Below are 1,722 nucleotides of genomic sequence, written 5' to 3'. Positions count from 1 at the left end.
CTCGCGCAGCACCGAGATCGCCGCTCAGGCCATCAGCGGCTTTACCGAAGACGGTCATTTCATCGCCTTCGTCGATGCCAAGGGCAACGTCGAGGCCGCTTCCGACGGTTTTTCGGCGCTCGGCATCTTGCCCGAAACGCTGGCAGCGCTTGTGACCGATGTGGCGAACGAGAACGATCGCATCGTCAAACGCCTCGTTCCAGGCGGCACCACTTCCTATCCGGCCGGCCTCGCCCGGCTGACGGACGAGCGGCACCTGCTGGTGGTGATCGACGAGAACCGGCTTGACTCCGAAGCAGGCTCTGCTGGCGAGCGCAGCGCGAGAGGAGAAACCGCTATCGGTGCGACGGCGGCCGATGCCGCAGTCCCGCCAAAAGCAGAGCAGGACAAAGCGCCCGCAACAGTCGCGAAGTTGGATGTGGCAGCGCAGACCGTCCCGGCAGCCGGCGGAGACGGTTCGGTGTCGGCGGAGCACGACGTTCCCGATTCGACCGGGCCAGATTCAACCAGACCTGATTCGACCAGACCTGATTCAACCGCGCCCGATTCGACCGAGCAGGGTCCGGAAGCGGCCGGCGGAATGCCTCCACAGCATGACCATTGGTATTTCAGCGCCAGCGAGGATGAGGCGCAAAAGCCGGGCCGACCGGATGCGTCCGGACATGTCGAGGCGGATGCTTCGGCCGAAAATTCCGCACAGGATGCCATCGGGGCCGGCTACCCGACTGAGCGTGCCATCCCCTCGATCGACCGCGCGGCGCCGCCCCTGCGTTTCGTCTGGCGCACCGACGCCGAAGGCAGGTTCAGTGCGCTGTCGCCGGAATTCGCAGAACTCGTCGGCAAGCCTGCCGCCGATGTGATCGGCCGGCGTTTCAGGGACGTCGCGGCCACCTTCGACCTCGATGCGTCCGGCGAGATCGCCGGCCTGCTCGACCGTCGCGACACCTGGTCCGGCCGCTCGGTGCTGTGGCCGGTTGCCGGCACCGATTTCAAGATTCCCGTCGACCTGGCGGCGCTGCCCGTCTACGGCCGAGGCCGTGCCTTCGAAGGTTTTCGCGGCTTCGGCGTTGCCCGCACCGGCGATACAGTGGTCGATCCGGAAGCGATCGGTATGGCGCTTGTCCCTAATGCCGGGGCTCCCGCAGCCTTCGAGCCGGAAGTCGCCGAAACGCCTGACGAAACCGACCCGTTCCAGGGCGAGGTGCCGGCGCTGACCATCGTGCCGAAGCCGGAGCGGCGCTTTGCCGACAAGGTGATCCGGTTGGCGGAGCACAGGCAGCCGGCCAACGACAAAGGCCTGTCGACGCTCGAACGCAGTGCATTCCGTGAAATCGGCGAGCGGCTCAAGAAGGACAATCCCCCAACCGAACAGCCCGATGCTGCAATGTCGGCAGAACCGGCTGCGGCGGAACCGTCCGAAACTGATGTCGAAGACGAGAAGGATGTCGCGAGGCTCGACGCCGAGCAGCGGGAAGCAACCGTGTCCGGCATCTCAGGCTCGCTGCTCGACTACGCCGACCGGGACTATGTCGCCGACAATAGCGACGGCGCCCCGGTTTCGGAGCCGGACAAGGCGACGCAAGAGGTAGTCGAACCCACCGACACGGGCAGTCGATCGATCGCCGCCGAAGACGACGACAGCATGACGGACGCCGATTTCCGTGATGCAGAAGACAGCGAGGATTGGGCGCCGTCCGGTGACGACGAAACCCGTTCGTCAAC

General features: G+C 65.7%; 1 protein-coding gene. It reads left to right on the top strand.

Features of this window, described 5'->3' with window-relative positions; genetic code table 11:
- On the top strand, window positions 1-1,722 hold a 1,722-nt coding region (locus EOA86_RS33485; protein WP_245497458.1), incomplete at both ends, for a PAS domain-containing protein.

This window comes from Mesorhizobium sp. M5C.F.Ca.IN.020.32.2.1 (assembly GCF_004023105.1).
GTDB lineage: Bacteria > Pseudomonadota > Alphaproteobacteria > Rhizobiales > Rhizobiaceae > Mesorhizobium > Mesorhizobium wenxiniae.
Note: the sequence above shows the minus strand (reverse complement) of the source record. Positions and strands in the feature narration are given on the sequence as shown.